Genomic DNA, 26,557 nt, shown 5'->3' on the forward strand with positions numbered 1-26,557 from the left:
TACAGCAGGATCAACCGAGACGCCGCCAGAGCTGGACAACTCAAGGCCGCCGCAGTCGCCGGATACCCACGCGCTTTCAACCGTGGGCGATCTGGTTCACGCTCTGCCAATACACGTGAGTCCGGTAATTCAAAGCTTGGCACCAGAGGCGCGCCCATCGCCGTCCCCGGCCTGCGAGACGTGCCCCGTGGCCATGTGGTACGCGACCAAGGAGGAGCTGCGGTGTTTTTGCGCGCGAACTCACGGCGTCGTTTGGACACTGGAGGACCCGCCGATCATGAAGTGCGACGGGCGGGAGCTGGCGTTGCTTCAGCTGCAGGCCGACAACGCTTGAGCAAGGCGGAAAGCAATCGCATCCTGGCAGAGCAAATTGAGGCGTTTGTAGCCAGCATGCCTGAGCCGGTGACTGCCAGAGAAGTTGCGAAACGAAAGCTGCGCGCGGATCATCAAGCGGGGCAGCATGTTCAACCCATCACTCCCGGTCGTCAGGTGGAAGGTGATATTCACAAGGGTAAAGACAATGGCCGTAGTCGGTAGGGGGGTGCGGGCATTTTGGCTGGCGGTACTGCTTGCATTTACCGGGTTAGCTCACGCCGATTTTTCCGGGCAGGTTGTGGCAATTCTCGATGGTGACACCATCGACGTTCTTGTAGACCAGAGGCCAGTGCGCGTGCGCTTAGCGCAGATCGATGCGCCGGAGAAGCGGCAGGCCTTTGGCACGCGATCCAGGGAGGCGCTTGCTGCGCTTGTGTTTCGGAAAACGGTGCTTGTGGGCGAGGAGGGGAGGGATCGCTATGGCCGCGTTATCGGCACGATCCACTTAGGTAATTTGAACGTGAACGAGAAGATGGTGCGTGAGGGCATGGCGTGGGTCTATCGCAAGTACTCAAAGGACAAGATGCTGTACGAGCTGGAGGATCAAGCCAAAGTGCACAGGCTTGGCCTATGGGTTGATCCCTCGCCTGAGGCACCTTGGGCCTACAGGCGACGCCCACAAAAATGAGGCTAAAACCTCAATCCGTAAGATGCCCGGTCATGACAAAGCAAATACCAGCGACACTGATCGCCGTCGTCTCCGACCTCGTGTCGGCCGAAGAAACACACGCCAGTTTAGATAGCCTGTTTATGTATGCAGAAGCCTCAGGCGATCCACCTGAAGGCAGCAAGCATGTGAAGGCGCAGGCGTGGTTGCGAAACACCAATAAAGTCCACACGGAACCTTTGTCCGTACTTGCCAAGATCATTGCTCCGTACCTTGAAGACCCAGTAATGGCGGCTGACTATGAGCCGCCTCAATGGACCACGGAAGATGAGCGCACCACTAAGAAGCGCTCCAACGTCAGACGCATCGAAGAGTTGCTTGCGCGCAATGGACTTTCATACCGCATGGGCGGCTTCATTACCCAGGGAGGGATGGCGCCTAGCAAGTATGCGTCCGGTAATCCCAACTTGAGATAGACCCAGCGCCGAGGCATCGTGTGCACGATGAAGATCATGCACACCATGGCGAACGACACGATCGCCCAACGCCCCAAGCGGCGCTACTACCTGCCAGAACTCAAAGGCCAGATCGTGGCCGAATGCCAATTCTCCGGCGCGTCAGTGGCCGGCGTGGCACTCGCTCACGGGGTCAACGCCAACATCGTTCACCGCTGGATGCGGGAGCAAGCTGACGCCCTGTTGCCAGTGCCCCGGAACGAGTTCGTTGCGTTGAATCTGCCTCCACCAGTTGAACAGGTCCCAGCAACTGAGAACAGCTCGCCGCCCGTGGCGCGTGCGATCCATGTTGAGGTTCGGCGCAGTGCTGGCGTGGTTACCGTGAACTGGCCGATGGAAGATGCGGCGTCATGTGCAGCGTGGCTGCGCGACTGGCTCCGATGATCCGCATCGATGCACTGTGGCTTTCCACCGAGCCGCTGGATATGCGAGCGGGAACCGAGACGGCGCTGGCACGCGTAGTGGCTGTCTTTGGCGCGGCGCGCCCACACCACGCCTACCTGTTCGCCAATCGACGGGCTAACCGCATGAAGGTGCTGGTGCACGACGGCATTGGTGTTTGGCTGGCGGCCCGGCGCCTGAACAGCGGCAAGTTCGCCTGGCCGCGCGATGCCGCCACCACCGCCACACTCAGCCGCACGCAGTTCGATGCGCTCGTGCTGGGCCTGCCGTGGAGGAACGTCGGCGAGGCTGGAATCATCACCGTGCTTTGAGTGCTCCGGTCGTTGGCCAGGCAATCAGAGCTTGCACCGATGCGCGAGGGCGATGTTCATCGCATCATCTTCCCTCGTGATCATCGCAGACCACTTTGACACCCTGGAGCCGCAGCAGATGCGAGCGGCTCTGCTGTCGTTGATGGGTGAGCTGGCCGAGCGAGACGGCGTAATTGAGCGCCAGGGCCAGGAGGCGGTCTTCAAGCAGGCCCTGATCGACAAGCTCACGCACGAGAACGCGCTGCTCAAGCGCATGAAGTTCGCCGCGCAGTCGGAGCGCTTCAGCGCCGAGCAGAAGAGCCTGCTCGATGAATCGCTGGATGAGGACCTGCAGGCTGTGGCCGATGAGATCGAGCAGGCCACGCAGCCAGTGGCAGGCCGCCAAGACAAGCAAGTCCCCAAACGCGCACCCCTGCCAGCCAATTTGCCGCGGCGCGAGATCCGCCACGATCCCGAGTCCACCACCTGCGCCTGCGGCTGCCAGATGAAGCGCATCGGCGAGGACGTGGCCGAGAAGCTGGACTACGTGCCCGGCGTGTTCACAGTTGAGCGCCACATCCGGGGTAAGTGGGCTTGCGCGAAGTGCGAGACGCTCACCCAAGTCCCTGTCGAGCCTCACGTCATCGACAAGGGCATCCCCACCACCGGGCTGCTGGCTCAAGTGCTGGTGGCCAAGTACGCCGACCACTTGCCGCTGTACCGCCAGGAAGCAATCTTCGGCCGAGCCGGTCTGGCCATCCCGCGCTCCACTCTGGCGCAATGGGTCGGCTCTTGCGGCGTGCAGTTGCAGCCACTGGTGGACGCAATGAGGAAGGAGCTGCTGCAGCAGCGCGTGCTGCATGCCGATGAGACGCCGGTGGCCATGCTCAAACCAGGCACCGGCAAGACACACCGGGCCTACCTATGGGCCTATGCCACCGGGGCCTTTGAGAACGCGAGGGCGGTGGTCTATGACTTCTGCGAGAGCCGCGCTGGCGAGCACGCTCGCTCCTTCCTGGGCGCTTGGAAGGGCAGCCTGGTGTGCGATGACTTCAGCGGCTACAAGGCCCTTCTGACTGCCGGCGTCACCGAGGTGGGCTGCCTGGCGCACGCGCGCCGCAAGTTCTTCGATCTGCACGCGGCCAACCAGAGCCAGATTGCCCAGAGCGCGTTGGAGCAGCTCGCCCGCATCTACGAGATCGAGCGTGAGGTCAAGGAGCTCAGCGCCGAGCAGCGTCTGGCAGTCCGGCAGGAGAGAACGAAGCCGGTCCTGGACGCCCTGCATAAATGGATGACGCTGCAGCGGCACAAGGTACCCGACGGATTGGCCACAGCCAAGGCGCTGGATTACAGCCTCAAACGTTGGGCCGCACTCATCCGCTTCGCAGAGGACGGACATTTGCCCGTGGACAACAATTGGATCGAGAACCAGATCCGGCCCATCGCCATCGGCCGCAGCAACTGGCTGTTCGCTGGCAGCTTGCGCGCGGGCCAGAGGGCGGCAGCGGTGATGAGTTTGATCCAGTCGGCGCGTATGAACGGGCATGACCCGTATGCATACCTGAGGGAAGTGCTCACGCGCCTGCCCACGCACAAGCAGCGTGACATCGACCAACTGCTGCCTCACATCTGGCAGCCTTCGGCCACGCCGCATAGCGCATTCGTTTAAATGTTGATGACGTTGGGTATCTGCACATCGGTACAAACGTCGGCCTCGTAGTCGACTCCTTCGATCCCGAACCCGAACAGGCGCAAGAACTCCGATTTGTAGCCGGCGAAATCCGTAACCTCGTCGATGTTGTCACTGGTGACCTGATGCCAGAGCTGTTGCACGCGGCCTTGAACTTCCTGATCGAGCTCCTTGTCGTCTGCGCGCAGACGGCCCTCGCTATCCATGCGCGGCGAATCGCCGTACAGGCTGTCGCGGTAGAGTCCGTAGACCTGCTCGATGCAGCCCTCGTGAGTACCTTGCGCCTTCATGACCTTGAACAACAGTGATAGGTACAGCGGCATCATTGGGATGGCGGAACTCGCCTGGGTGACGACTGCTTTCAGCACCGATACGCGAGCGTCGCCCCCATGAACGGCCAGACGGTCCCGGATGCCGATGACTCGCCGGTCCAGGTCCTTCTTGGCCGCACCGATGGAGCCGTTCCAGTAGATGTCGCGGGTGATCTGCTCGCCCAGGTAGGTGAAGGCGGTGGTCTTTGCGCCGTCGGCCAGCACACCCGCCGCATCGAGCGCGTCGATCCACATCTGCCAGTCCTCACCGCCCATCACCGCCACGGTGCTTTCGATTTCGTCCTGCGTCGCCGGCTGCAGAACGGTCTCCTTTACCACCTTGTTGTCGGTGTCAAGGCTGCGCACGTTGACCGCCTTGCCGATTGGCTTCAGCGTTGAGCTGAAGACTTCACCGGTTCGAGGATGCGTGCGTCTCGGTGCAGCGAGGCTGTAGACAACCAGGTCAACCTGACCCAAATCTCGTCGGATGACATCGATCGTCTTCTGCTTAATCTCTTCAGAAAAGCCGTCGCCATTGATACTCGCCGCGTACAGGCCTTGGGCGGTGGCAGATTGGTGGAAAGCGGCCGTGTTGTACCAGCCGGGCGAGCCGGGCTTGCCTTCAGTGCCGGGGCGCTCGAAGAAGACACCGAGCGTATCGGCACCGCTTGCGAATGCAGCGGTGATCCGGGCTGCAAGTCCGTATCCAGTCGATGCACCGATTACTAAAACCTTCCTGGGCCCCTGGCTGATGGCGCCGTTTGCCTTGACGTATTCGATCTGCTGCCTGACATTCGCACCGCAGCCCACAGGGTGAGTTGTGACACAGATGAAGCCACGCATACGCGGTTGGATGATCATGAAGAATTCGTTTGTGATGTCGAGCCGGGGAGAATACCGCAGCCAACACCCAAGACTTCAACCTGACTTCGCTGCGCGCTTACCCTAGCAAGACGCTAATCGAGCTAATTCGTGGCAGAGACTTTCCGTCCATTCATCGAGAGTTTGACCGGGCGCTTGAATCCGTTCAAGCAAAGCCGCGTGAAGCCGTGTCAGCCGCCGCGAACATCCTTGAAGCCATATTCAAGACTTACATCGAGGACAACGGGCTGACGATGCCCGATAAGCAGGACCTGCAGCCAGTTTTTAAGGTGGTTCGTGCACACTTGGGGCTGGACCCAAGCAGTATCGAAGACAACGATCTACAACGAATCATTACGGGCCTTTTCTCCGTGGTCGATGGAATTGGTGCGCTGCGTACTCATGCGAGCAGCGCACACAGTGAAGGACGAAAGAGTTACAGACTAGAGCCGCGCCATGCTCGGCTTGCCGTCAATGGAGCACACACTGTGGCGACATTCGTCATGGAGACATGGGACAAAAAGGCTGGTTCTTAAACGGTGAAGGGGCCCGTTTAGTGCCGTGAAAAATTATGCAGCCCGAGCACTAAATACGAGCCATCCGCTGCGCATTTCGCCCCCGCGAAACCCGCTGAATCAAGCGGCTAGACGGTGCTCGTAGAAAGCCGGTTCTTTGTCATCCAGCAGAGCATCCAACTCATCCAATGATCGACCTGCAGGTGTTAGCCAGCGGGCCACGTTTTCGGGGCGCAGCTGCACGATGCAGCGGTCATGCCCAGCTGCGGCAACCTCTGGTGGTGGATCGTCTGTCACTGCCGCGAAGGACCACAGATCCGGCTCATCGGGATTCGGGGACGTCCAATGCGAGTAGAGGCAGGCCACATACATGTCTTGCGCAGGCCTCGGCTCAAATCTCAACACGGTGTTTTCCGGGCTCTCGCCTGGCAGTAGCTCTCGTCCTTCCGCCGCATGCCTGGCTACATTCTCAAAGAAGGTGGTGACGATCATCAGACCGTGTGTTTGCCCGAATTGGCCGCGCCAGAAGCCGCGCAGGTTGTCCCTTCGCGCGTTGTAGGTGCCAGGATATTTGGTGTCATAGAACGCTGGTTTGCCGGCCGGCCGACATTGATAGCGCATCGGTCGAATGACCGGCTCTCCATCCTCCATTACGAGCACTGGCGCCCACCAGCCGGGAAAAATCCTCGCGTCGGACTCATTAAGCTCAGGGCGCTTCATTCGGCTGAGGCGTTGAAGCGCTTGCTCGATCTTGGCCGTGGAGATCCGTTGGTCTTCTTGGGCCTTCTTGGTGACTTTGGTTTGCAAGGTGCGCTCTGCATCGGCCAGCCGCTTGCGCTGCTTGAACAGGTCTTGCTCAAGTGACACCACCTGGGCTGCATCAAATTCAGCAATCAACTCACGGACGGCCTGCTCATCCTGGCCTTTTGCATGCGTGAATTGAGCGTCCATCACCCGAGGCGTGCGCGGCACTGGCTTTGCGGCTTTCTTGCGCCAGTACAGCTCAAAAAACTCCTTGATCGCCATTCGGGAGCTTGGAAAGAGGCGCTGAAAAGCCGCATGGTCTGCGCGCACGGCAGCGGAATAGCACATGGCAGTCCTTCCCTTGAAAACTTGATGACAGTCTAGGGGGTGTGTTGGCCCTTACCTGGGCGCGGGATTACACTGTATGTATGAACAGTATAGGTCTACGTGCACAGGAGCCGGTGCCGCTGGCAGGGGCGACCCTCATATTGCCGCTGGCGGAAACAAGCGTGCATGCGGGGTTTCCGTCGCCTGCAGAGGACTATCTGGTCAAGAGGATCGACCTGAATGCCATCCTCATCACCCACCCGCAGGCAACTTTCGTTTTTCGCGTTGCTGGCGACTCCATGCGAGAGCACGGCATCTTCGACGGGGACATGCTGCTGATCGACCGCGCTATCAAGCCCTGCCATGGGCACATCGTGGTCGCGGTGGTGGACGGTGAGTACGCCGTGAAGCAACTCTACCTACGCAGCGGCAGACTCAAGCTCAAAGCAGGCAATCCCACTTATCCCGATATCGTTCCTGCCGAAGGGCAGACGGTTGAGGTGTGGGGGGTGGCAACCTGTTCCATCAAGCAATTCCAGAGATGAATCATGTTGGCTTTGCTCGACGGAAACAACTTCTACGTGAGTTGCGAAAGGGTGTTCAGGCCGAGTTTGCAGGGCAGGCCCGTTGTCGTGCTGAGCAACAACGATGGCTGTGCCATAAGCCGCAGCGACGAGGCGAGGGCGCTAGCGATCAAGATGGGGCAACCCTTCCATGAGTTTCGGCAGTTGGAGGATCGGGCGGGACTTGTCAGCCTGAGTGCGAATTTCACCTTGTATGGCGATATGAGCGACCGGATGATGACGTTGGCCGCAGGCCTCGGACCGGGCCAGGAGATTTACAGCATCGATGAGTGTTTTATTGACGTGCAAGGTGTGCGCGATCAGGTGGCTCGCGCCAGAGCGATACGGGCGCGTATTCACCGTTGGATAGGGATTCCAACGTGCATCGGGATTGCTCCCACGAAGACCCTGGCCAAGCTGGCAAATCACATCGCAAAGAGCGCAGAACGAAAGCCCGGTAGCTATCCCGCCCAGCATGCGCAGGTGTGCCATTTGGGGTTGCTTTCGGCGCCGGAGGTGGACAGGCTGCTCGATGCAACGCCTGTTGGCGACGTTTGGGGGGTCGGTCCGAACATCGGTGCTCAGCTGCGTGATGTCGGCGTGGACACAGCGCTTGCGCTTGCGAAGCTCGATCCGTCATCGGTACGCCGCCGCTGGTCTGTTGTGCTTGAACGGACTGTGCGAGAGCTGCAAGGCATGCCCTGCATCGAGCTGGAGGATGCGCCATCCCCAAAACAAGAAATTGCAGTCACGCGGTCGTTTGGCCGTCCAGTGCAAGAGCTGCAGCAGCTGATGGAGGCTGTGAGTGAGTTCTCGGCCCGCGCGGCCGAAAAGCTGAGGCGACAAGGTAGTCTGACCGGCTGCGTTCGGGTGTTCGCGCACACATCGCCTTTCCGGCCGGGGCCGCGCTGGGCGAAATCGCTGGTTGTGCCGCTGCGCCGCCCGACTGCCGATACGGGCCGCATCACGGAGGCTGCGATGTTGGGTTTGGAATTGATCTTCGAGCCTGGCTACGACCTGGCGAAAGCGGGGGTCATGCTGCTGGATTTGTGTGATGGCAGCATTCTTCAAGGCGAGCTGGAGCTGGAAGACGAGCCGGGCCGTGATCGCGGCCAGCTCATGGTCGCCATTGACCGGATCAATGCACGCTGGGGGAAATCCACTGTTCGGCAGGGCAGCACGGGGACGGTTGCGGCAAAGCGCGCGTGGATGATGCGGCAAGAGCGAAGGACGCCGCACTACACGACAAGTCTTTCTGATGTGCCGGTTGCACGTGCTTAGGTTTTCCGGTCCCAATTTGAGCGCACTTCATGTGTTACTTTGTGTGGCTATGGCAAAAAAACCTAAAGACAGTAGCCCGCGCTTTGGAATTGGCGAATGGTTTGGCTTCAACGTGACGCAGCTTTCCGGTGACGAACGCCGCCAGCTCGCCGGGGAAGTGTTGAAGCCAAAAAAAGAGCGATTACCGCAACCGTGCCCTTTCCAGGCTCGTAAGGTCGATGCTATTTGTTCCAAAGAAGGCGGTGTTTGTTCATTACGCCTGTATTCCTACGACGCCCACCCAGACACTGGTCGGGCGGTGGGTGTTCCAGTAGCGGGAAAACAAGGCGAGCTTCGCGCCACCTGTCCGTATCGATTCCATGATGATCTTGATGTGTTTAAGTGGGTAGGAGAAACCATCCTTGGCGATCCGAACCCCTTGCTTGTTGGTGAAGTAGGTTTCCTTGAAGCGGGAGCTTCAACCGACAGTGAAGGTGGTGATGACGTAGGCCGAATCGACATGGTTCTTGTGAGTTCGAAAACGCCTAATGATGCGCCCATGAATTGGGCTGCACTCGAAATTCAAGCGGTGTATTTCAGCGGCAATGCCATGAAGGGCGAGTTTGAAGCGTTCAATGATCCGGGTGTGGATTGGGTGATTTTTCCAGCTGGTCGTCGTCGGCCGGACTATCGTAGTAGTGGGCCAAAGCGACTGATGCCCCAGCTACAAATCAAGGTCCCGACGCTTCGCCGTTGGGGCAAGAAGATGGCAGTGGTCGTTGATCGGGCCTTCTTCGATTCCATCGGGGAGATGGACAACGTGGCCGACATATCCAATGCTGACATTGCATGGTTCGTCGTCCGCTTTGAAGAGGTCGAAGGCCAGAAGCGCACGCGCATCGTGCGGGATGAAGTCCGCTACACCACGCTTGAGCGCTCGGTGGAAGGGCTAACGGGTGGCAAGCCGGTTCCTTTGCCGGTGTTTGAGACGCGCATCACTGACAAGATCGTGCATCCGGTGCCCATCACTGAGCCGGTCGAAGACGGTCTGCCGATTGAGAACGGAAACGGCTCCGACGCCGCAAACTGACCACAAGTTGTTGTTTTGCAGAACCGTGAACATTCACGGTCCTTGACGCGCCTATGAGCCCTTGTTAGGCTCCGTGAATGTTCACGGAAAAAATAACAATGACGACCGACGCCACCGCGCTACAACGGCAGAACCGCCGCATAGAACGCCTGAAAGAGCAAGGCGTCACCCGCGCCACGGTACTGGTTCATAGCGAATGCAAACCAGCCCTTGAAGGGCTGAGGCATCACCTCGTTGACCCCGACAAAGCGCAGGCGCTGACCTCACTCGTCCAACAGCTTCACGACAAGAAAGCCCCGACGAACGTTGCGCAGGTTCGCCAGCTCAGCCCGTTCCGCTATCCGGGCGGAAAGACTTGGCTTGTCCCAGAGGTGCGCAAGTGGCTTACGGTCTCCAAGATCACGCCCTCGGTGTTTGTGGAACCCTTCGCGGGTGGAGCAATGGCGGGCCTGTCGGCCGCCGCTGAAGGCTTGGCCGAACACGTTTTTTTGGGGGAGCTGGACGACGATGTGGCTGCTGTCTGGCAAACCATCTTCCACGGCAAGCCCGCTGACGTTAAATGGCTTTGTAAGCAGATCATCGACTTCGATGTGAACCTTGAGAACGTCCGGGCGATCCTTGACGTTAACCCAAAGACCGTTCGCGGACGGGCCTTCCGTACCATCGTCAAGAACCGGATGCAGCGCGGCGGCATTATGGCCGCTGGCGCCGGCCTCGTTAAGGCCGGAGAGGCCGGACGCGGACTCAAATCCCGCTGGTATCCCGAAACTTTGGTCCGGCGCATTGAAGCCTTGCAGGCCATGCGCGAGCGGATCACCTTCGAGCAGGCCGATGCTTTCGAGGTGGTGCAGCGCTACGCCGATGATGCCAATGCGTTCTTCTTCGTTGATCCGCCCTACACCGCAGGCGGAAAGAAAGCCGGTTCACGGCTCTACACCCACAACGAAATCGACCATGAAGGGCTGTTCGCGCTTATGGCTTCGGTTCGTGGTTCGGTGATGCTTACATATGACGATGCGCCAGAAGTACGTGCAATGGCGGATCGGCATGGGTTCCGGGTTGAACCGGTGCCCATGAAAAACACCCACCACGAAGTCATCCGTGAACTTCTTATCTTGAAGCCCTGATAGAAGAAAAAAGGAAAGCGCAGCGCGCCGGACCCGACGGAGACTTAGAGTACAGACTACAGGTCCTTTATACGATCTATCTTATGTCAAATGACTTCGGTATAACGATATCAGTATAAAGAAAACTGGACGATTGTCTAGCGCTCCCGGTCTTGGCTGCGGCTTGATTGAGTGGCTGGCCCTACGTGAGCAGCTGCGTTTTGATCTTGCCCCTGGCCGCGCTCAATGGATCGCGCCATGTTCTCGCGCAACCTCTCCATGACGGTCGCTTGCTCTGCCGCAGATAGGTGTTGGACTTCGACTTGGGCTTTCAGCGCATCGAGCTGGGCATAGCTGGCTTGCAATTCCGGGTGCTGCTTGACGGCATCTTGTCGTGATAGCTCTCTGAACGCTGCGCTTCGGGCCTCGCGTTCAAGGCGTTGAACAACTTCCTCAGGGGGAATTTTTCCCTTGTCATAGGCGTAGGTGATCCGCGCATAGGTGCCGGTATCAAAGTCGCGCTTTGGGCCTAATGCCTTGTCGTGAATGATGAATCCAGCCTCGCCGGCTTCCTGCAGCGTGTGGAGTGAGGTTTGGTCCACGATCCTGCCGCTGTAGCCGCGCCCATGCTGGGCTGCAGCCTCTGAAATCGTGATGCTTGGTGCCGAGCCCTTGGCCACGGCTTCAAGCTTGTCTAAAGAGGCCTGGCGCGCCCGATACGGCGCCGCAAACTGCGACTCCACCCACTGGGGCGCATTGGGCTCAATCACCACGTCCGGGCCATTCTTGGTGACGACACGAATGGGGGTTGTGCCTGAGTTGTCAAAAATCAGGGCCTTATCGGAGTGCTCTACGGCCGCAGGAAGCAGCTGCATCGCGCTGTGGTAGCGCTTGCGCACTGTGTCGGGTTCGACAGCATGCCCGCCCATGGCTACGCGGTTGCTGACACGGGCCACGTTCTTCTCGGCATCGTCCGTTGTGACGAATACCAGCGCAACCTGAAAGCCGCGTTCTCGCGCCTGCGTGAGCAGCGCAACCTTTTCCGGCGTGGACATGACCGACTCGAAGGCAAACGAGTGGCCGGACTGCAGGGCTATGAGACGCCGAGACTCCGCCAATTCTGCGGCTTTGATGTTGCGTGTTTGGTAGTCTGGAATCTGAGATTCCATGCTTTTGGCGATGTCATCAGCGTTGATGTACTCGCCGGAAAAACCCAACGCAGGGTTCTTCAAAACCTGAGCATTGATGGAGGATTTGCCAGAGCCGTTTGGCCCAGCAAAAACGAACATCACTGGCGCAGAATTTTCCTTCTGCCCATCATCGGACCGGCTCATCAAGCCCGCTTTTTTTTTGGCTCGGTGTCGGTGGATTTTGCCGGTGCTGCAGCACTGGGCGTGAGAGGTGCGCCAAGCGGTGTTGGCACTGCCGGGCTACTGGCATAGCCCTCAACAGGTAGGCCTGCCGCGCGGGTGCGTGCAACTGCCTCAGCAATGCCCTTGCGAGCATCGTCCACCAGCCCATTGCCGAAAAAATAGCTGTCGAACTGTGTTGCTGTAGCCATGGCACGACCCTTTCAGGAGGGATTTTACGCCTGGGAGTTGATTTCAAAGAGGGAACGGTCCTTGCCTGCAATCCAAGCAGGGGGTTTGCCGCGTCCCGACCATGTGACGCCCGTCGCAGGATCGCGGTACTTCGGTGCGACTTTTGCGCGCTCGCGACGCACAGCAGTTCGAGCACCACTGGGCATGATCTCTTGCGCCGTGATGCCGTACTGATCCATGAGGTCACGGATCTGCTGGATAGCCGAATCCAGTTCTTCTTTGCGCGCTTGCTCGATCTTCTGATCCAGCTCGGTGCGCTGCTTCAACAGCTCGCTATAGGTTGAATTCATTGTGGGAAGGATTCATGGGTTGCGCCTGTGCGTGCAAATGTCCAAGTGGCGGGAGCAAGGACAAACCGCATAGTATGTACGCTTTCTATCGCAACGAAATCCCTCTCAAGGTTTGGCAGACTGTAGTAATCACCTATTTTTTCGGCCTTGATGGGTTCGCCCGTTGGCGTGGTGAACCGGTAATCGACCCCTGCCCTGCCCTCAAACAAAGTGCGCTGGGCATACACCCATGCCTTGGCAGTCCCAACATGCCCTGATGCAATGTAGTGCGGGCTGGTGGCTACGCCATTTGTGAATTCCTGGGTTGCACAGCCGCCGAGAGTCAGGGCGGATAAAACGATTAGAAGTGCGGTTTTCATTGCATTTGCCTTTGCTCAGCGTCCGAATTCTTTTTCACGATGGCGGTGGGCTGCCGCTTCTTTTTCGAGGTCGCGATCCTGGCTCCGTTCATTGACCTGGACCTGTGGAACGTGGCCTCGCTCGATGGAGTTGTGTGCGTTCTTATTGATGCGAGCCATCACAACTTTTGCCTCTTCACCCGACAGCTGTTCTTTTTCCACATGGCGCCGCGCCGCTTCCACCCCTGCATAGGCTCCAGCCAGGTCGGGGTATTTCTGCATCGCCGTTTCCGGCCGCTCGTTCTTGAAGGCCTCGGCCTTGTCCTGCTCGCGTGTCCTTTGTCCTTCAACGCTGTTAGAGGTTTCGCGGCCGCGAAATTCGGACTTGCTCTGAATGGCGGCAAGCCTTGCTTTGTCAGCATCGGTGGGTGAGTAGCCGCGCACATGCATACCCCGTGCTGCAGCTTCCATCCAAACCTCCCGTTTGAATGTTTCGCTGCCGGTAACACGTATCTCGTCCCAGCCGCGTGCTTGTGCGATACGCACCATGGAATCGGCGACCGCAGCACTGTTTGTTTGAGTCTCCAGCTTGGACCCACGATCACGGAAGGCAACGGCTTCTGGATTGCGCTGGAAGTGGTATTGATCCCCTACCTTGAGGTACTTCGCCGCAACGTCCTGGGGAACGATGGGCGGGCGATCATCCTCAGCCGGGCTGAAAACCTCATCCGATTGAACTTCGTTCTCACCTCCATCGGCCCCCTGCCCTGCGCTTTTTTCTGGCTTGCGTTGGTCTTTGGCGATTGCGTTCAGCGCCTCTTGACGGTGCTCGGCCAGTTCCTTTGCAGCGGCCTCAGTGTCTGCCTCGCGCCTTGAAGCAACGGATGCGAGCGCTTCGGGATCGAGGATCGCGCCCTTCCGCTCTTCCTTGGCCATCATCCGGCGATTGTTTTCATCGGGTGATAGCCCGTATTCATTCACCAAAGTTTCTCCTTTCAGAGAGCCGCTTTGTTCACTGCGGGCCAGAATGAAGGCGGCGTTCTTGTTACCTACGGCATCTGCCAACCCCTCAGAGTCCAGCTCTCGAAGCTGCGTGACGGGTTTTTCATCGAGCATGAAATTGACGTTGAAACGTCGATTTCCATCAACATTTACATGCTCGAATTGAATGGCTGTGGCAGCCTTGTCGTTGATTTGCATGATGCCGTAAGCAGGGGATCGAGGATAATTTTCATTATCCGATTTGCGCGGCTTCTCAGCATTGCTAATAACTTGCTCTTGAGACATGTTAAATCCGTTCTCGATAATCGCAATGAATTTTAGATTAAGAAGCCTTGTTCACGGCTTAGCTGATCTGCAAATTCGTGTAACTTGTCGATGGTGCGCTCCCCTACCGGGGGCGCTTTGATGCGTGAAAGATTTAAGGCGAAATCAATTTCCGCAATCTTGGGATAGTCATCAGGAATAAATGCGCGAGTCCTCACGGAGTCTTTGTCAACTCGTTCAATTGCGCCCTCTGCGGAAGCGATAATGTCCTGATAGTGTTCTATGTTGAGTAGTGGTACTGGAGCAGCAAGTTCACCGGCTCGCATGGCATCATCCATTTCCTGCTTGGTTGGAATGCGACTACCTATTGCGTTCAACGAAGGTGAAACGTCTTTCAGCCGGTCCATGAATTTCGCGTCCGCGAAATATTTAACCTTCTTGGCCTGAATCGGGAGTACGTTTTCCAAGACGATCAACTCAGTTTCTTGTCCTAGTGACGTAATTTCTTGCGGCAAAAGCAGGGCTCTGCGCTGGTCACTAACACTCTCAGATGAATTTCGTTTTTTGAATATTTCCGTGTTTCTTGATTTTGAAGCGCTTTTTGTGGTTGTATACCCAAGCCATTCAGATATATCGCGGGCAGTTTCGGTCTCGGAAGCCTTAGGGGGGAAAACTATGTTAAGGGCGTGATTTGTCCGAAACGTTTCTGCTGCTTCCCGGCCATAAACGTCCGTGAGTTGTGCCGGACTTTGAATGATCGGCATCATCCGAAGTCCATATCCCGCGATGAAACTAATACCCTTGCTTAGAATATTCACCTTGCCCATTGAAGTAAATTCATCCATCAAAAGAAGACAGGTAAATTTAAGCGCGGGGTTTTGAGAAGGTAATTCCCGCGTATTCAGATCGACGAGCTGCTGAAAAAACAAGTTGATTAGGGGAGCCATGCGCTCCAAGTTGTCCGGCGTGATGCCGATGAAAACTGACATTTTTCGTTTGCGCAACTCGCGCAAATCGAAATCGTTCTCGCTGGTGGCTGCGTCAATCGCCGGATTCATCCACAGCTCAAGACGGGAGCGGAAGGAGGTCATGATCCCGCTGCGGGTGTTTTCGCTGGCGATAGAGGTGTAGCTTTGCAGGCCCCTGATGCACGCGCCGGAGAGTCCCCGGCCAGCCTCTCGACGGTCCCTAATCGCCTTGTCGAAGTAGTCTTTCCCGTCGCCGTCAGTCAATGTCTCCCGCAATACCTGGCCAAGTGTCACCGGCTTGCCCGGTGACTCCAGCAGAAGCAGTACAACACCCAAGAACAGGCTCCGAGGTGTAGCCGTCCAAATCGGATCGGTCCCTTGCAGATCAGGGAAGACCATGTTTGCGATCTTCTGAATATCGTCAATTCGCTTGCCTGGGTCTTCGCTGATGTAGCCCAACGGGTTATAGCGATGCGTCCTTCCGTCGCTTGCTCCTGGATTGAACAAGAAGCAGCGCTGACCGTACTTGCGGCGATAGCCGCTCGTGATATCCCAGTTTTCCCGCTTGATATCGAGAACCACACAGCTTTCGGGCCAAGTTAGAAGATTGGGGATAACTACTGAGACTCCCTTTCCGGAGCGCGTAGGCGCTGAGAGCAGCACATGCTGGGCACCGTCAAACATTAGGTAGTCAGAGCCCTTTTTACCGACAATTATTCCTTTCGTGCCAAGAAGCCCTGCTTTGCGTATTTCTCTGGAGGAAGCAAATCGAGCATCGCCATGCAGGCTTCGTTTCTCAGGCTTGAAAAAGAATGCCAATGGCAGAATTAGCGCAGCCGTACCGAGGCCCGCGCCAGACCAAAGCCAATTTTCAATATGCTTTTGTCCACCGTAGTACACAGCATATTGAATGAACGTCAATGCGTTGACTTTGTTAAAGTCTCTGCCTACGCCAGCCAGGACAACTGCTCCAGCTATGTGGAGCCACACAAAAATAACAGCGACCGCAAGGCCGACCCAAAGAATGGGCTTAAGCCATCTGTTGGCGTTTAAATTCAGGGTCATAGAAGATTTCACGAACTTTCCAACGATCCATGTAAACCACAACATCAATTGTTGTGTAGAGACGTTTCTTAATATCGTTAGTTTCGAGGTGAGCGCCTGTGCGCGAGTCTTTGATAAACGCGGTCAATTGCTCAAAAGTTTCCCATGCGCCATTAGCGTGCATGGTGCTGATGCTGCCGGGGTGGCCGGTATTAATCGATTTAACAAACTCCCAGGCTTCATCGCCTCGCAATTCGGCAAGTAAAATCCGGTCAGGCTTCATCCGCAAGCATGATGCAAGCGATTGCTTGGCCGTCACCTTTGAGCCGCCTTCGTCTTCGCGTGCATAGAGCAAATGGACCTTGTTTGGCACGTCATCCATAAAAAGCTCGTGCACATCCTCAATCGTGACAAGTCGCTCAGTCTTTGGGATGGAGTGAATAAGGCTGCGAGTCAGTGTTGTTTTGCCGGAACCCGTTTTGCCCACAATGAGCAAATTGCGTTTTGTTAAAACGACTTTATGCAGGAACTCTTTAATCTGATGTTTCTTTTTGAGTTCCAGCAATTCGATTTCAAAAGGGCGTAGTCCGTCCGAAGCGTCGTCTACTTCCGCGAAAGCACCGCTTCCTTCCAATTCGTCCAGCGTCTTATCTGTCATGCTGGGTTTACGGATGGTCATCGAAACCGTGTTGGCGAGACAGGCCGGAGGGATAATCACTTGAACCCGTTCGCCGTCGGGCAACGCCGCCGACAGAATGGGGCGATCAATCGAAATATCTTTTTCGTTGTAGGTGGCGATGAGCTGCCCTATATGCAGGCAGCTTTGATAGGTCAATTCAGGCGCGGCATGGCGAATCCAGCCCGTAGGGCCTTCTGTCCATATCTCCCCAGGCTTATTGATTGCCACCTCGGTAACGTCGCCCGCAAGGTGGCTATAGATTGGCTTGAGGTACGTGTCCAGCATCGCGCGCCGCACGAGCCGTTCCCCACTGTGCGGGGTCGGCTGTGCAGCCGCAGCGCTTGTGTCGTGAGCGCTGGTGATCGTCATTGAACAGCTCGCAGCCCGTAGACGTCGCTGAAATCGAGATCTCGGGCCATCAGTACCTGGATGTGCTGGCCTTGGTTGACGATCAAGGTAGATGGGATGGATGCTTGCTCCTTGAGCATGGCGCCGACGATCTGCTCTCCCGATTGAACTGTCCCTGTGTAAATGTTGGTCTGATCGCCGCCGTCACCCGGCTTTTTGGTCCGGTTGTTGGCAATGATGTTCACAGTGTCTTTCAGGAAGCTGGTCATGATCGCAGCACCAAACCGCTCCCAGAAATGGTTATCAACGTAGCCGCTGATGCCGCTGCGGCCGAGCGAATCGGTGCTTGGGGAGTTGAGGTTCACCACGACCCCAGCAGGTGTCTTTGCGCGCGTCCAGAGAAGGAACATGCGTGCTTGGCCGCGCTGGAGTGATCCGGCGTATTCGCCCACCAATTGGGTCCCGCGATCCAGAAGCAAAACTCGCCCGTTGTCGGAATAAACGTCGCGCGTGAGGCGGCAAGTTGTCATGCCGGGCACGCTCGAATCAATGGCCGTTTCAAGGGCGCAATCAAGCGTTGAACCCTTGGCCAAGAGATAGTCCCGGCGCGGAAGTACAGTGGCTGAAACCGCTTCGGTGATAGTCGGTTTTAGTCGCTGGCCAAGAGCGTTCTGGTGGGCTGCGGAGGTCACCATGCCGCCGTCTTCGATGGGGTTGCCATCGGGGCCGATGAACCCAGTCCCGCCACCCTGGCCCATGCCTTGCCCACCGCCCTGCCCCATCAGCTGGGCCATGCGTTCCTGCTCGGCTTGCTGCCTGCCCGTGGGGCCTGGAGCGCGGGCTCCGCCGCCACTGCCACTGCCGGAGCTGCCGCCCTGGGCGACAAGGTTCCCGGCCATTTTCCGCTTCCAAATATCGTCCTCTTTGTCAGCTTGGACCACCTCTGTTTTCGGCGCCAGGGTTGTAGGGGGTTCTGGCGGAGCTGGAACGATCAGCGCAGGCAGGCGATTTGACACCTTCGTGTCCTCCCCTTTTTTGACCGGGGGAGCTGGATTTCGCATCACGGCGACGGTTGCCGCCACAGCCAGAAGGCCCATGAACACATAACCAGCGGCAGTGATTAGCTTGTTGCCGCCGCGCTTTCGATTCAGTGAGGGCAAATCGGCGTTATCGTCAAAATCATCAGCAGGACGGCCCTGCCCGTTTTCGCGTCCGCGATAACCTTGGTCCTGGCCGCGCCAGTCATCCTTGCGGTCTTCGCCAGCCGTCGAATTGTTGTTTTGATCCTGGCTCATTTAGTTGACCTCCTTGATAACACGCTCAACGTCAGGCGCGACAGTGCCGGTTAGATTGTTTGCTCCGCCCGTCCGGTCGTAGGATTTATTCCAGACGCTGGCAACAAAATCGCCTTTTCTGAGAGTGATTTTTTCAGCTAAACGGTGAATCACAATCGTATTCCCGCTGCTGACATGAGTATTAACCAACGATTCCTTGCCGGTTTCATCGGTTTCATAAACGGCTGGCATAGCGGAGTTGTTGTTAAAAATTAAATACGTGAAACGGCCATCGTCGTAAGCGCCGCTTGGACTTACTTCTTGATGGCCCGCCACCCAATAGTCCATGTTGTGGCCGTTTCGGGAGGGTGCGCGCGCGAGTCTGTTTTTGACATCTTCGCGGCGTGCCTTTTCAGCTTCCGCTCTTGCTCGTGCATTCGAATTTGCATCTTCTTCGTCAGGATACCGAAATGACAATGAGTAAATCAATTCTCGGTTTGCCCAGGCCTTTTGATTTTTCTCCGTCAAAACTACAACAACAAAGTGATAAGTTCTCCTGTTGGTGATGACTGTTATATTTGTATCGCCTTCCTTTGCAGTTGGCTTTATGAATAGATTGTTTCCACGCGGAATAACTTTCCAAGCAAGATCGTCGCCAACAGCTACATCCTTGATTTGCTCTGATTCGCTAAATTTGATGTGTGTTGAAACCCCAAAAAATGTATTGAGACGGACAACATTTTTTGGGCTATATGTCACAACGCGAACGCGGGGGTCAGCTGCTCCGGGTTCTGGTGTCGTTTCAGCCAGGGCGCCAGAGAGCAGAATCATTGCCAGGGCGGCAGTCAGTATCTTTTTCATAGATGAGGCCTCAATTAGAACTTGCTGCGCTTGCTGGCGATGAGGCCAAAGGTGCCGGAATTTCCGTAGAGGTATCTGCGACCATGGGCATTGGCGCAATACTTGGTTCAGGAGGTTTGTACGCCTGTTTCTCAACAGCGGTAAGTGATTCCGGGTCCGTGCGATAGTCAATCACTTGATAGCCCAGCGGATTAATGGCTCTGTCCGCGTCCGACATAGGCGCACCTACAAACTTGAATGTCACTGTTGAAGCCCAGTGAGACAGTTCAGGTCTGTCAGTGCCGCGCACAACTTCTTTCACGAACCGAACAAGGGCAACGTTTGGTTTAATGAATGAGGTTGATTTAACTGTAATATTGACTTTGGCGTATTTGCCATAGACGATCAAAGGCGATTGCGGATTCTTCGGCGTGAAATAGTCGAAGTACCGTTGCTGCTCCGTGTTGCCACTGAGAAGGCCGACAGTTCTGTAATTCACGTCCGCAATTTCACGGAAATAACCTTCGCGCGCACGGACATATAGCTGAGCAAAATACTTGTTAACTGCCTCGTTATACGTTGTGTCGCCGCCTTTGAGAGCGTGAACTACATCGATGACACCGGTCGAGTTATCAACCCGAATGACATAAGGTTCAACCGTTTTGAGCGGGACGAGTGCGGCAACCGCCCCAACACAGAGACAAGCAAGGAGCAGGCTGACGCCGGCCACGCGCCACGCGAGTTGACGAGACTTTTGCTCTGTGTGGACCCGATCCGTTTCCCAAGATTGAACCTCGGACACATACTTGTCAATCTCGGACGGATTCTTTGATTTAAGTTTTGTCATTTCACGTACTTAATGAATGCGAGGTCGCGGTTATTTGCAGGGTCGGGTTTATATATTACTTCATAAATCCCATTACCTTGTTTTCCGATTTCGAAGAGAGCCTTTTCTAATGTAACTTGTCGTAGATCGACATTCACAAGGCCTTGACGCTGCTTTTCTCCTGACGCAGGGAGAATAGTCAGTTGAGGCTGTACTTCGCGCAAGGCCTCAATGGCGCGTTCAGGATCGCCTCGATATTTGAAATCAAACACCTTGGCGATCAGTGTCGATGGGGGTTTGAAGTCAGGGGTATTGATGGGCCGATACGGTCCGCTCACCCCTGCCGGTGGCTTTGGAGAGTTTGCACAACCCGACAACAGAGCAGCAGCAATAAAAAGGAATGTGAGGGATCTCATAATATTCAAGTAGTTAGTTTCGCGTCCGCGAAATTTCAATCTTTAGAAACGGTATTTTTCCGTTCACCGCGCATCCGCCTTGCCGCTGCAGCCGCTGCCCTGGCAGGAAGAGAAGGGTTGTTTGCAGCCCATCGAGCATTAACAGCAGCTTGGCGCCGTCTCCCTCGCCATTCAGTGAGCGATCGACCGGAACCGAGCCGGTAGGCTTGGCTGGAAGCGCCTCTAATCTTTGCGTACGCCCACCCTATCGCGCCCATGGTGCTGACTGCTGTTCCTCCGCTCAATGCAGCAGCTATGGAGCTGACCTGCAGAAGCAACAGGAAAATCACCGCGCAAACAGCAAGGAGCATGATCGCGTCGACAAATGGAGGTTGGGCACTATTCATGGTAGACACAGCGGTGTTTATTGATGTGTCGAGGTAAGAGCCAGTTAATTTCAGAATCGCTGAAGTGAGGATGATTACAAATCCAAAATTCAGGGCCTGACCTATCCATGAGTCGAAGAATCGTTTGCTGCTCTCAAACATTAAAACTAGTATAAAAATGGGGCCGACTGCTAAAACAACAGCGAGGGCCATTTTTGCGAGAACAAATAGAAATGCTGCATAACCGGTCAAGATGACACAGGCTATACGAATGAGCCAAGAAACAATCAAGCATGGAAGATCAGGTATTCCGATTGCGTAAGCGTTATCCTCGGCCGCTTGCTCCCATTTGTTGCTATAAATCCATAGTTTTTCAAAAATGGTGTCCAAGAAGCTGATCTTGTCGCTTTGGTTTCCCCCGGCAATCGTTGAAGCAAGCGCATCTGGCGATTGCCAAAGCCAATCTACAAGGAACTGCGAATACAAGCCGACCGATAATGCAATGGCGCATATCACGGCCAACTTAACTATTCGCGTCACTCCATCGGTTACTGGTTCGGTAATCACACCTCTGATCATCGACCAACCCCAAAACATGATGTATATCATTAACAGGGTTGTTGCTACTGGTGTAATAGCTCCGATAACAGAAGCGGAAGTGGAGCTAATGTATGATTGAAGTGGAGCAGTCACCGCTTCCATCAAAGACGTGTAAAAACCGGCCATTTGATTTCACTTCCCGAATAGTTCGGCTTCGCTTCTGACGTTTCCAAGCGACCCCTTCTGCGCTCGACCTTCTGCAAGAGACTTTTTTCTTTTGCTGTCGATCGCATTCATGCAGCGGACGTGCATTCTGAAATCGCCACGACAGTTCGTTTCTATGTATGCGGACAGCTCGCCAATGGAGGCAGTGTTCGTGTCGATTTCAGGAGGTGCCGATTCCTTGCAGCCGAACAAACCCAGGAGGATTGCAAGAGAAAGAATTTTTAATTTCATTTTATGTTTCCAAAAAGTTCGGCTTCTGTTCGAATGTCAGCGAACGAACCAGGCGCATTTCTCATTACTTTGACGTTTGCTCGCCCTTGCGCAGTTTGTTTGCGTTGTTGAATTTCCTGCAAGTTTTTCAACATGGCAATTTTTGTGGCCTCGTTCTGCAGCATTACTTGTTCGGCCTGAATGCGCGCTTGTAGATCGGCCATATCCTTAGCATCTGGTGTGCTGGCGTCGTTGATCTTGTCGAGCAATACCTGAATGTCCCCAAACCGTCTGCTTGCTTGCTTATAGCTTTCGAGTGCCATTGCCTCATCAATAGCCAATTGATCCCTGCGTTGCTTGTCAAGGTTGGCACTGCCTATTGGATTATCCAGCGCGCCCCGCAGAGCTTGCCAGTCGCCGTAACCTTGACTTAGGACGTTCTTGTATTCGTCCGGCAGATAGCGCCTGAGTTGTGGGTTGTTCACCAAACTCGCCATTCCCCGCATTCCGTTCAAGCTACGATATTCTTCAACGAGTTGGTTGTATTCTTCCAACATCTGAATGTATTGGGCAGCCCAAGAGGCGATCTGAGTTGTCTCCGTTGCAATGTTGCTGAAGCCGAAGAAGGCGAAGGCAGGAGCCGTAGTGAGTGACAGTCCTGTAGCAGTAGCGACCGCTGCCAATGTATTCTTGATTTTCATGATGCAATTCTTTCTCTGCGGATTTTGTGGAATTCAGGCAACCAAATTGCGGGATCTTCCCCGAGCTGGGCTACTAGCTGCTCAGCCAATAGCGATGTGGCCGTGTTGCCTGAAAGTACGGCCAATTCATCATCAAAACCTCTGAGATCGAGTTCGGCAACTACCGAGTTCGATCCTTGTTTGATTAGGAACCTGCGCGATTTTTCTGGAAGATCGCGGATAAGTTCATATTCTTTTTCAGACAGCTTGAAGTGCTTGATGTAATCATCCCTGTCCGCCTCGGGATTAGGGAGAAAAATCTTTGTCGCGGTTTGCTCAATGATGGCAAATGCGATGGGTGACCGGATAACTTGCTTTGGCGCTTGCGTAAAGCAGACCAGAAACCCGTCTTGCTTTCGGATGGTCACCAGCTTGTTTTTTACGAAATCCTCGAATTCTGGATCGTCCAGTAGTTTCCAGAATTCATCCATGAAAATAACGACCCGGCGACCGTCAAACAGAGATTCAATCCGGTGCATCAAATACATGATGATTGGAGTTCTGGTTTCTGCGTTTTCCAGAAACTCGGTCACATCAAAACCCAGGATTGCGTTTTCCTGTACGTCGAGCGTGTCTTCAACGTTGTCCAGTGCCCAGCCGAGAGGCCCGAATCCGTGGCACCAGCGCGCGAGGCGCATGTAAATGCCGTTTTGCTCCGTAGGATTCAGGAACTGCATGATTGCGCTGAGGCGCCGCTGAGCCTTCGGCACTGCAGGATTCATCACCCCGGCAATTGCCTTGGCAATTTCGGCTTCCTCTCGCGGGGTGATGGGCATGCCTTCACGCCGCACCAAGAAGCGAACCAGGTTCTCCAGGAACGTGATGTTGTTGGGTGTAGGTTCGAGCTGGAAGGGGTTGAAGCCAGTCGAAACGCCGTTCTTGAGGGGGTAGTAGCGGCCACCCATGGCCCGGACCGCAACGGCCGCGCCAAGGTCCTTGTCGAACACCACAGAGGTGAGCCGTTTAGCTGGCGGTTTATTGAACTTCTGAGCCTGTGCCAGGAGAAAGCACTCGATAACGGTCTTACCTGTGCCTGATTTGCCGAGCACGATGGTGTTGGCCAGCTCTTTGTGGTTCGGGTCCAGCTTCGCTGCCCGCTTCGCGTCCGCGCCCTCTTCCCCTTTGTGGAATGAGAAATAGAACGGCGCACCCGATGTAGTCTTGAACATCGTCACAGCTGGTCCCCATTGGTTGGCCGTGAGGCGTCCGATGGGGTAGTTGTGCAGGCTTGAGAACGCGCAGAAATTGCGGCTCGTTATGTCGCCAGCGCGGATTCGATAGTCGAAGTTGCCGGGCATGAGCGAGAAGTAGGCGGCGGCCATCCCGAGGTCTTCGCGTGACCACTTGATACCTGCATCGCTCAAGATGCTGCCTGCGACGGAAATGTGATCTTTCAGATCCTTTTCGCTGCGCGCGCGGATCATCAGTGTGAGCGAGTGGGTGCCCATCACGAACCTGTTGCTGGTCAAATCGTCCAGCGCCGCATCGATGGCCTCGACTTGGCTTGTCGCCACGTCGCCGGCATTGACCAGCCGCTTTTGCTGGCGTGTCATGCGCCCGCGCGCTACGGGCTTTGACAAGAACGTGAACGACTGTCCGAGGGTGAATTCGTAAGGCACCGACAGCAGCTCGTTGAGCAGCCCAGGATGGGTGTGTGCCGGGTACTCCTGAAATGCCAGCGTGGCGCAGAAAAAGTCTTCGGTGGGAGTTCTCAGACTCATGAGGCCACCTTTGCCGAAGTACGGGCGTGCCGTTGGCAGCACGTCACGCATTTCCGCGCGCGGCAGGGGAAATCGGTGCCACTCGCCGTTGAGGATGTAGTGCAAGAACTCCCCCACTTCGGAGAAGAGGTTTTCCTTGAATTCATAACACCCGAGCAATTCGGGGTTGTAGCGATCCAATGCCGCCATCGACGTTGAAATCAGGTCTTCCATGATTTCAATGTGTTCAAGTTGGGCCTCTTCGATTTGCGCTTTGGTGCGAGTCGCAAACATGTCCACGATGCGACCTGCAGCAATAGGCTGTGGACGGTACAAAACACTGATGTACAGCTCGTTGATCATCAAGGTTGTTTCCTCAATGCGGCTGCGGTATTTATCGTTCAGGTTCTGGATGAACTCTGATTTGAATTCCCCCTCGGGGTATTCATTGATTTCGCGGCGAACAATGTGACTCCATAAAGCTACATGCGGAGAGCTGATGTTGCGAATGTACCCATTCAGCTGTAGGTGCCAGCCGTTCAAATCCGAAATATCGGCGCTCTGGTGAGCTGCGCCCGCCAGCTTGATCGTAAACATCATGTCGCCGTTCATCATCTTGACGATGTTTTCCGTGACATGGCCTGAGTAGGGAAGGAATGCGCCCACTCCAATTTCCTTGTCTATTGCAGACGCAAATTTCAATTTGCCTTTCATGCGATTCCTTATTTTTTCGCGGAGGCGAAATTCCTGCTCTTCTTTGACTGAGGCAATGACGTGAATCCGATAGGCGAAAAGCTAGTTGCTTTCCAGAAAATTCGGTTCAGACATTTGCCGTTAATCATTGCGTACTTGGTCAAGCTATCGAAACGCCCTGGGTCACTTGCCGAAAGCAGGTATAAAAAGCCATGGGAAGGCGCGAACAGAAGAAGCCAAATCGGGTTGCCGATTGCGAGAAAAACGCAGCCCACGACGATCATTTCAACGACAAATGCGGTGAAATGGACGCCTAAAACCGTTGCTGGGCGTGTGAGCCCGACAAACAACTCATCAACTTCCAGCTCAACGGATTTTTCAGCTTCTTCCATTCATGTCCCCTGGATTAAGAGCCAACAGCGCTGATGATGTAATCGACGATGGCGGCTGCGCCGAAAATCAAGACAATGCCGATGATGATCTTGATGGCCCAGTCCCACGACAATTTACCGGCGATGGCAGCGATGCCGCAGGCAATCACCGCAATAATCGCCAAGAGTCGGGCAAGACCGCCCGTGAAAATGTCCAAAACCTTTTGCGCCGCAGCGTCCCAAGGTTCGGCCATCGCTAGATCAGGGGACATGAGAATCAAAATGACCAACGCCATCGCAATAAAAGAGAGCGTTTTAGCACTCACCTCGCGCTTTGCTTGTGCATTGATGATGTAAGCGGTTTTAAGTTGGTTCAGCATGGATTACCTTTCATGGAGTGCTGATTTTAAGATGCCAGTCGATCGAGACTGAATAAATATTTGTTTTTAAGTGTTTTACTAATCTATCGAGGCTTGCCCATTCGCGCGTTTTGCCCCTGGTTGTTATGACTGGTAAAACACCTGAATTCCATTTGAGTGTTGCGTGTACTTCGTACCGTGATTTTTCGTTCTCCCTTATTTCCAATTTCTCAACCATCTTGTTTTGCAAGCAACGGGACAATTCGGCGTCCTGCAGGCCATCTAGAAATTGAGCAGTCATGCTTTTCTCTTGGAGCTGCCCCCCTTGTCGCCGTTGAAATCTGGCTTATTGCGTTTGTTGGGGTAATTCGCTCTGCAGCCGTCCTTGAAGCCCGAGCAACCCCAAAAGTCGTAGCCGTCCTTGCCTTTCTTGGTACGGCGCACGAGTGGCTTGGAACACAGCGGACAGGCGTGGCCTGAGTCCTTGGGCGGTTCTTTTTCGCCTGGCTGTCCGTCAAGGTCGGGCCGCGTGGCGTTGCAAGTTGGATAGCTGCTGCATCCCCAAAAGTGGCCGGTCTTGCTGGTGACACGTCGCATGGCGCTGCCGCATTCGGGGCATGGAAAACGGGGGGCGACTTCGCTCCTGTCGAGACAGGCAAGCTCCTGGCGCAGCGTTTCGTGCGTGGCCTCCACCGTGGCCAAGTAGCTGCTTTGCCCGCATGCGATGCGGTCCAGCTCGCTCTCTACTTGGCGCGTGTAGTCCACGGCGATGAAAGAGAACTTGTCCGTGAGCTGGTCAACGATGAAA

The 26,557-nt window shown here is 55.5% G+C and carries 31 protein-coding genes; 10 read left to right on the plus strand and 21 right to left on the minus strand.

What is annotated here, in order from left to right:
* Positions 1-309 precede the first annotated feature (309 nt).
* Positions 310-507 (minus strand): hypothetical protein, encoded by a 198-nt coding sequence (locus tag DBR23_RS29645; RefSeq protein WP_158276455.1) that lies wholly within the window; start codon positions 505-507, stop codon positions 310-312.
* Positions 508-520: 13 nt separating this feature from the next.
* On the opposite strand from DBR23_RS29645, the gene DBR23_RS12985 reads away from it, so the two are divergent.
* The 5 genes from DBR23_RS12985 to DBR23_RS13005 all read left to right on the plus strand — a co-directional run bounded on the left by DBR23_RS12985 (position 521) and on the right by DBR23_RS13005 (position 3,858).
* A complete protein-coding gene (locus tag DBR23_RS12985; RefSeq protein WP_108498553.1) occupies positions 521-1,003 on the plus strand; it encodes a thermonuclease family protein in 483 nt (160 codons plus the stop codon).
* Positions 1,004-1,035: 32 nt separating this feature from the next.
* Positions 1,036-1,458: a hypothetical protein gene (locus DBR23_RS12990; RefSeq protein WP_199227697.1), complete on the plus strand. Its 423-nt coding sequence runs from the start codon at positions 1,036-1,038 to the stop codon at positions 1,456-1,458.
* Positions 1,459-1,485: 27 nt separating this feature from the next.
* On the plus strand, positions 1,486-1,881 hold the full coding sequence (locus tag DBR23_RS12995) for a transposase (protein WP_146191326.1): 396 nt from the start codon (positions 1,486-1,488) through the stop codon (positions 1,879-1,881).
* Positions 1,878-2,210: an IS66 family insertion sequence element accessory protein TnpB gene (gene tnpB / locus DBR23_RS13000; RefSeq protein ID WP_158276456.1), complete on the plus strand. Its 333-nt coding sequence runs from the start codon at positions 1,878-1,880 to the stop codon at positions 2,208-2,210. The genes DBR23_RS12995 and tnpB overlap by 4 nt, the downstream gene beginning before the upstream one ends.
* 76 nt (positions 2,211-2,286) lie before the next feature.
* A complete protein-coding gene (locus DBR23_RS13005; RefSeq protein WP_108498555.1) occupies positions 2,287-3,858 on the plus strand; it encodes an IS66 family transposase in 1,572 nt (523 codons plus the stop codon).
* On the opposite strand, the gene fabV is transcribed toward DBR23_RS13005, so the two are convergent.
* The gene (gene fabV, locus DBR23_RS13010; protein ID WP_108498526.1) at positions 3,855-5,051 is read right to left on the minus strand and encodes an enoyl-ACP reductase FabV; all 1,197 of its coding nucleotides are present in this window, start codon (positions 5,049-5,051) and stop codon (positions 3,855-3,857) included. The genes DBR23_RS13005 and fabV overlap by 4 nt on opposite strands.
* Before the next feature lie 188 nt (positions 5,052-5,239).
* Here fabV and DBR23_RS13015 point away from each other — a divergent pair, with 188 nt between their 5' ends.
* Complete coding sequence (locus DBR23_RS13015) at positions 5,240-5,587, plus strand: abortive infection family protein (RefSeq protein WP_233250442.1); 348 nt, start codon at positions 5,240-5,242, stop codon at positions 5,585-5,587.
* Positions 5,588-5,686: 99 nt separating this feature from the next.
* Here DBR23_RS13015 and DBR23_RS13020 read toward each other — a convergent pair whose 3' ends face one another.
* Positions 5,687-6,658 carry an SOS response-associated peptidase family protein gene (locus DBR23_RS13020; protein ID WP_108498527.1) on the minus strand — a complete coding sequence of 324 codons (972 nt, stop codon included), beginning with the start codon at positions 6,656-6,658 and terminating at the stop codon, positions 5,687-5,689.
* Positions 6,659-6,738: 80 nt separating this feature from the next.
* Here DBR23_RS13020 and DBR23_RS13025 point away from each other — a divergent pair, with 80 nt between their 5' ends.
* The 4 genes from DBR23_RS13025 to DBR23_RS13040 all read left to right on the plus strand — a co-directional run bounded on the left by DBR23_RS13025 (position 6,739) and on the right by DBR23_RS13040 (position 10,677).
* Entirely contained in the window at positions 6,739-7,182 is a 444-nt protein-coding gene (locus DBR23_RS13025) for a LexA family transcriptional regulator (protein ID WP_108498556.1), read from the plus strand.
* 3 nt (positions 7,183-7,185) lie between these two features.
* Positions 7,186-8,481 carry a Y-family DNA polymerase gene (locus DBR23_RS13030; RefSeq protein ID WP_108498528.1) on the plus strand — a complete coding sequence of 432 codons (1,296 nt, stop codon included), beginning with the start codon at positions 7,186-7,188 and terminating at the stop codon, positions 8,479-8,481.
* Positions 8,482-8,530: 49 nt separating this feature from the next.
* On the plus strand, positions 8,531-9,550 hold the full coding sequence (locus tag DBR23_RS13035) for a NotI family restriction endonuclease (protein WP_158276457.1): 1,020 nt from the start codon (positions 8,531-8,533) through the stop codon (positions 9,548-9,550).
* A 98-nt stretch (positions 9,551-9,648) separates the two neighbouring features.
* On the plus strand, positions 9,649-10,677 hold the full coding sequence (locus tag DBR23_RS13040) for a DNA adenine methylase (RefSeq protein ID WP_108498557.1): 1,029 nt from the start codon (positions 9,649-9,651) through the stop codon (positions 10,675-10,677).
* A 137-nt stretch (positions 10,678-10,814) separates the two neighbouring features.
* Here DBR23_RS13040 and DBR23_RS13045 read toward each other — a convergent pair whose 3' ends face one another.
* The 18 genes from DBR23_RS13045 to DBR23_RS29955 form a co-directional block, all read right to left on the minus strand.
* Entirely contained in the window at positions 10,815-11,990 is a 1,176-nt protein-coding gene (locus DBR23_RS13045) for a zeta toxin family protein (protein WP_108498530.1), read from the minus strand.
* 251 nt (positions 11,991-12,241) lie between these two features.
* Positions 12,242-12,547: an H-NS family nucleoid-associated regulatory protein gene (locus DBR23_RS13050; RefSeq protein ID WP_108498531.1), complete on the minus strand. Its 306-nt coding sequence runs from the start codon at positions 12,545-12,547 to the stop codon at positions 12,242-12,244.
* Complete coding sequence (locus DBR23_RS29315; RefSeq protein WP_146191327.1) at positions 12,544-12,906, minus strand: hypothetical protein; 363 nt, start codon at positions 12,904-12,906, stop codon at positions 12,544-12,546. The genes DBR23_RS13050 and DBR23_RS29315 overlap by 4 nt, the downstream gene beginning before the upstream one ends.
* Before the next feature lie 15 nt (positions 12,907-12,921).
* Positions 12,922-14,172 (minus strand): LPD7 domain-containing protein, encoded by a 1,251-nt coding sequence (locus DBR23_RS29320; protein WP_146191328.1) that lies wholly within the window; start codon positions 14,170-14,172, stop codon positions 12,922-12,924.
* A 32-nt stretch (positions 14,173-14,204) separates the two neighbouring features.
* Positions 14,205-16,196 carry a type IV secretory system conjugative DNA transfer family protein gene (locus DBR23_RS13070; RefSeq protein ID WP_199227698.1) on the minus strand — a complete coding sequence of 664 codons (1,992 nt, stop codon included), beginning with the start codon at positions 16,194-16,196 and terminating at the stop codon, positions 14,205-14,207.
* Positions 16,150-17,211 (minus strand): P-type DNA transfer ATPase VirB11, encoded by a 1,062-nt coding sequence (gene virB11 / locus DBR23_RS13075; protein ID WP_199227699.1) that lies wholly within the window; start codon positions 17,209-17,211, stop codon positions 16,150-16,152. Before virB11 ends, DBR23_RS13070 begins: the two co-directional genes overlap by 47 nt.
* Positions 17,208-18,485 (minus strand): type IV secretion system protein VirB10, encoded by a 1,278-nt coding sequence (virB10, locus tag DBR23_RS13080; protein WP_108498536.1) that lies wholly within the window; start codon positions 18,483-18,485, stop codon positions 17,208-17,210. Before virB10 ends, virB11 begins: the two co-directional genes overlap by 4 nt.
* The gene (gene virB9, locus DBR23_RS13085) at positions 18,486-19,325 is read right to left on the minus strand and encodes a P-type conjugative transfer protein VirB9 (protein ID WP_108498537.1); all 840 of its coding nucleotides are present in this window, start codon (positions 19,323-19,325) and stop codon (positions 18,486-18,488) included.
* Positions 19,326-19,335: 10 nt separating this feature from the next.
* A complete protein-coding gene (locus tag DBR23_RS13090) occupies positions 19,336-20,151 on the minus strand; it encodes a virB8 family protein (protein ID WP_108498538.1) in 816 nt (271 codons plus the stop codon).
* On the minus strand, positions 20,148-20,546 hold the full coding sequence (locus tag DBR23_RS29325) for a hypothetical protein (protein WP_146191329.1): 399 nt from the start codon (positions 20,544-20,546) through the stop codon (positions 20,148-20,150). Before DBR23_RS29325 ends, DBR23_RS13090 begins: the two co-directional genes overlap by 4 nt.
* A 35-nt stretch (positions 20,547-20,581) precedes the next feature.
* Positions 20,582-21,637, minus strand: a complete 1,056-nt coding sequence (locus DBR23_RS13095) for a type IV secretion system protein (RefSeq protein WP_108498539.1) — start codon at positions 21,635-21,637, stop codon at positions 20,582-20,584.
* 6 nt (positions 21,638-21,643) lie between these two features.
* Complete coding sequence (locus DBR23_RS29330) at positions 21,644-21,907, minus strand: hypothetical protein (protein WP_146191330.1); 264 nt, start codon at positions 21,905-21,907, stop codon at positions 21,644-21,646.
* Entirely contained in the window at positions 21,904-22,587 is a 684-nt protein-coding gene (locus DBR23_RS13100) for a type IV secretion system protein (protein ID WP_108498540.1), read from the minus strand. The genes DBR23_RS29330 and DBR23_RS13100 overlap by 4 nt, the downstream gene beginning before the upstream one ends.
* Positions 22,584-25,040 (minus strand): VirB4 family type IV secretion/conjugal transfer ATPase, encoded by a 2,457-nt coding sequence (locus DBR23_RS13105; RefSeq protein WP_108498541.1) that lies wholly within the window; start codon positions 25,038-25,040, stop codon positions 22,584-22,586. Before DBR23_RS13105 ends, DBR23_RS13100 begins: the two co-directional genes overlap by 4 nt.
* An 8-nt stretch (positions 25,041-25,048) precedes the next feature.
* On the minus strand, positions 25,049-25,411 hold the full coding sequence (locus DBR23_RS13110; RefSeq protein WP_108498542.1) for a type IV secretion system protein VirB3: 363 nt from the start codon (positions 25,409-25,411) through the stop codon (positions 25,049-25,051).
* 14 nt (positions 25,412-25,425) lie between these two features.
* Positions 25,426-25,770, minus strand: a complete 345-nt coding sequence (locus DBR23_RS13115; protein WP_108498543.1) for a TrbC/VirB2 family protein — start codon at positions 25,768-25,770, stop codon at positions 25,426-25,428.
* Between the two features lie 10 nt (positions 25,771-25,780).
* On the minus strand, positions 25,781-26,050 hold the full coding sequence (locus DBR23_RS29335; RefSeq protein WP_146191331.1) for a hypothetical protein: 270 nt from the start codon (positions 26,048-26,050) through the stop codon (positions 25,781-25,783).
* A partial coding sequence (locus DBR23_RS29955; RefSeq protein WP_199227700.1) for a type I DNA topoisomerase occupies positions 26,047-26,557 on the minus strand: 511 nt, incomplete at its 5' end. The genes DBR23_RS29955 and DBR23_RS29335, both read right to left, overlap by 4 nt.

Origin of the sequence: Acidovorax sp. HMWF018 (assembly GCF_003061035.1) — a bacterium.
Lineage (GTDB): Bacteria > Pseudomonadota > Gammaproteobacteria > Burkholderiales > Burkholderiaceae_C > Acidovorax > Acidovorax delafieldii.

Excerpts from the sequence above, each read along its gene's own strand:
- DBR23_RS29315 (WP_146191327.1), bottom strand. The coding sequence starts at position 12,906 with ATGAAAACCGCACTTCTAATCGTTTTATCCGCCCTGACTCTCGGCGGC.
- DBR23_RS13035 (WP_158276457.1), top strand. The coding sequence starts at position 8,531 with ATGGCAAAAAAACCTAAAGACAGTAGCCCGCGCTTTGGAATTGGCGAA.
- DBR23_RS29325 (WP_146191329.1), bottom strand. The coding sequence starts at position 20,546 with ATGAGATCCCTCACATTCCTTTTTATTGCTGCTGCTCTGTTGTCGGGT.
- DBR23_RS29320 (WP_146191328.1), bottom strand. The coding sequence starts at position 14,172 with ATGTCTCAAGAGCAAGTTATTAGCAATGCTGAGAAGCCGCGCAAATCG.
- DBR23_RS13110 (WP_108498542.1), bottom strand. The coding sequence starts at position 25,411 with ATGGAAGAAGCTGAAAAATCCGTTGAGCTGGAAGTTGATGAGTTGTTT.
- DBR23_RS13040 (WP_108498557.1), top strand. The coding sequence starts at position 9,649 with ATGACGACCGACGCCACCGCGCTACAACGGCAGAACCGCCGCATAGAA.
- DBR23_RS29330 (WP_146191330.1), bottom strand. The coding sequence starts at position 21,907 with ATGAAATTAAAAATTCTTTCTCTTGCAATCCTCCTGGGTTTGTTCGGC.
- virB10 (WP_108498536.1), bottom strand. The coding sequence starts at position 18,485 with ATGAGCCAGGATCAAAACAACAATTCGACGGCTGGCGAAGACCGCAAG.
- DBR23_RS12985 (WP_108498553.1), top strand. The coding sequence starts at position 521 with ATGGCCGTAGTCGGTAGGGGGGTGCGGGCATTTTGGCTGGCGGTACTG.
- DBR23_RS13045 (WP_108498530.1), bottom strand. The coding sequence starts at position 11,990 with ATGAGCCGGTCCGATGATGGGCAGAAGGAAAATTCTGCGCCAGTGATG.
- DBR23_RS13095 (WP_108498539.1), bottom strand. The coding sequence starts at position 21,637 with ATGGCCGGTTTTTACACGTCTTTGATGGAAGCGGTGACTGCTCCACTT.
- DBR23_RS13090 (WP_108498538.1), bottom strand. The coding sequence starts at position 20,151 with ATGACAAAACTTAAATCAAAGAATCCGTCCGAGATTGACAAGTATGTG.
- DBR23_RS13020 (WP_108498527.1), bottom strand. The coding sequence starts at position 6,658 with ATGTGCTATTCCGCTGCCGTGCGCGCAGACCATGCGGCTTTTCAGCGC.
- DBR23_RS13050 (WP_108498531.1), bottom strand. The coding sequence starts at position 12,547 with ATGAATTCAACCTATAGCGAGCTGTTGAAGCAGCGCACCGAGCTGGAT.
- DBR23_RS12990 (WP_199227697.1), top strand. The coding sequence starts at position 1,036 with ATGACAAAGCAAATACCAGCGACACTGATCGCCGTCGTCTCCGACCTC.
- DBR23_RS12995 (WP_146191326.1), top strand. The coding sequence starts at position 1,486 with ATGAAGATCATGCACACCATGGCGAACGACACGATCGCCCAACGCCCC.
- DBR23_RS13025 (WP_108498556.1), top strand. The coding sequence starts at position 6,739 with ATGAACAGTATAGGTCTACGTGCACAGGAGCCGGTGCCGCTGGCAGGG.
- DBR23_RS13105 (WP_108498541.1), bottom strand. The coding sequence starts at position 25,040 with ATGAAAGGCAAATTGAAATTTGCGTCTGCAATAGACAAGGAAATTGGA.
- tnpB (WP_158276456.1), top strand. The coding sequence starts at position 1,878 with ATGATCCGCATCGATGCACTGTGGCTTTCCACCGAGCCGCTGGATATG.
- virB11 (WP_199227699.1), bottom strand. The coding sequence starts at position 17,211 with ATGACGATCACCAGCGCTCACGACACAAGCGCTGCGGCTGCACAGCCG.
- DBR23_RS13100 (WP_108498540.1), bottom strand. The coding sequence starts at position 22,587 with ATGAAAATCAAGAATACATTGGCAGCGGTCGCTACTGCTACAGGACTG.
- DBR23_RS13030 (WP_108498528.1), top strand. The coding sequence starts at position 7,186 with ATGTTGGCTTTGCTCGACGGAAACAACTTCTACGTGAGTTGCGAAAGG.
- DBR23_RS29335 (WP_146191331.1), bottom strand. The coding sequence starts at position 26,050 with ATGACTGCTCAATTTCTAGATGGCCTGCAGGACGCCGAATTGTCCCGT.
- virB9 (WP_108498537.1), bottom strand. The coding sequence starts at position 19,325 with ATGAAAAAGATACTGACTGCCGCCCTGGCAATGATTCTGCTCTCTGGC.
- DBR23_RS13115 (WP_108498543.1), bottom strand. The coding sequence starts at position 25,770 with ATGCTGAACCAACTTAAAACCGCTTACATCATCAATGCACAAGCAAAG.
- fabV (WP_108498526.1), bottom strand. The coding sequence starts at position 5,051 with ATGATCATCCAACCGCGTATGCGTGGCTTCATCTGTGTCACAACTCAC.